The 1,921-nt window shown below is 60.9% G+C and carries 1 protein-coding gene; it reads right to left on the bottom strand.

The window, feature by feature from the left end; all coding sequences use genetic code 11:
- A partial coding sequence (locus QD409_RS35290; protein WP_430765019.1) for a methyl-accepting chemotaxis protein occupies positions 1 to 1,885 on the bottom strand: 1,885 nt, incomplete at its 3' end.
- Between the last annotated feature and the right edge of the window lie 36 nt (positions 1,886 to 1,921).

The following is a 1,921-nucleotide window of genomic DNA, read 5'->3' as shown; positions in this document are numbered from 1 at the left end:
CGAAGGAGCCGGCAATCCTTGCCCGAAGCGAACGCGCCGGCGAAGCGGCGGGGCTGGACTGCTCCGTCACAACGGCTGGCCGAACCTGGCTGCGGCCGCCTTGAAGCGCGAACTGGCCGAGGAGGTCATTCAAGGCCGTCACTTCCTTGCCGAGGCTGTAGCTCGCGGCGGTGGATTCCTCGACCATGGCGGCATTCTGCTGCGTTCCCTGATCGATGGTGTTGACGGCGGTGTTGATCTCCTGCAGCCCGGTCGCCTGTTCGCGCGCGGCTTCGACGATCGCGCGGACATTGCCGTCGATCTCTTCCACCTCTTTGACAATCTCCTGCAGCGACTGCCCCGTTCTCGTGACGAGATTGACGCCGCTGACGACCTGCTGTCCGGAGGTTGAAATCAGCGCCTTGATCTCCTTCGCCGCCGTGGCAGAACGCTGGGCAAGTTCGCGCACTTCTTGGGCAACAACGGCAAAACCCTTGCCCGCTTCACCGGCGCGCGCCGCTTCTACCCCGGCGTTGAGCGCGAGCAGGTTCGTCTGGAAAGCAATTTCGTCGATGACGCCGATGATGTTGGAAATTTCGCCCGACGATTTCGAGATTGCTTCCATGGCGGCGATCGCCTCGCGCATGACCTCGCCGGATTTCTCGGCGCCGATGCGCGCGCGGCCGACCAGCGAGCTTGCCTCTTCCGCTCGCCGGGTGGAATCCTTGACCGTCGTGGTGATCTCCTCAAGCGCTGCGGCGGTCTCTTCGACGGAGGCTGCCTGCTGCTCGGTGCGCTTGGAAAGGTCGTCGGCGGCCGAGCGGATCTGGCTGGCCCCTGCTGCAATAGCCTGGCCGCCCTGGCCAACGGCACGCAACGTTTCCTCGAGCTTTGCCATCGATGCGTTGAAATTCGTCCTCAGCTGGTCGAGATGAGCCACGAAGGACTTCTCAATACGATAGACCAGGTTGCCGTTCGAAAGCTCGGCCAGACCGCTCGCCAGGCTGTCGACGGCGAATTGCGCATCTGCAGCGTCCTTGGCCTTCTGCGCTTCGCGCTCGAGCCTTTCCTTCTCCGAAAGGCTCCGGCCGGCGGCGGTTTCCTGCTCCAGCCGGATGCGCTCGATCGCGTTGTCACGGAAGACCGAGACGGCCGCGGCCATCTGGCCGACTTCGTCCCGGCGTCCGATGCCCGCGATCTGCTCGTCCGTGTTGCCATTGGCGAGAGACACCATGCGGGCGCGCAGCCGCTCGATGGGGGTGGTGATGCCACGGGCGGACACAAGAATTGCGATCGGGATCGCCGCGGCAAAGACGATTGCGAGCCCAATCAGCGTATCGGTGATGGTGCTTGCCGCGTGCTCGTCGAGCATGTCGCTTTTGGCATTGATGCTGTTGTTGAAGGTATCGAGCCATTGCCGAACGGCAAGAACTTCATCCTTGATGAGCGGATCCGCCTGCTTCAGCAGCTTGGTAGCCGTGTCATTGTCATCGACCATTCCAGCTTTTACGGCCTGGTCGGTGAGGGCGACAATGCCGCTGGCCTTTGCCGCCAGTTTGTCGATGGCGTCTGCTTCGGCGGGGATCAGCTGCTTGACCTCCGCGAAGCGCGCGAGAAGAACCTTCTTGTTCTCCTCGTAATCCTTCGAAAATGTAGCCATCTCCGGATCCTTCGAGCTGTAGGTCAGGATCTGATAAGCATTGTAGCTCAACGCAACTACCCGTTGGCTGGCCCTCGACATCGAAACGGCCGCCGTCTCATCCTTCGAAATAAATTTCGAATAGGTGGCGACGCTGTCCTTATATTGGCTCGATATAAAGAAGACGCCCGCGATCCCGATCAGGCAGATCGGAATTATGATGGAGAGCACTTTCGTCCTGATTTTGGCGTTCTGCAGAAATGACATGATGTGCCTGCTCTTGGTGAAGAGCTGACAATCGCG

Origin of the sequence: Rhizobium sp. BR 315 (genome assembly GCF_050577975.1) — a bacterium.
Taxonomy (GTDB): Bacteria; Pseudomonadota; Alphaproteobacteria; order Rhizobiales; family Rhizobiaceae; genus Rhizobium; species Rhizobium miluonense.
The sequence above is the reverse complement of the archived record's forward strand: the minus strand, read 5'-3'. Positions and strand labels throughout refer to the sequence as shown.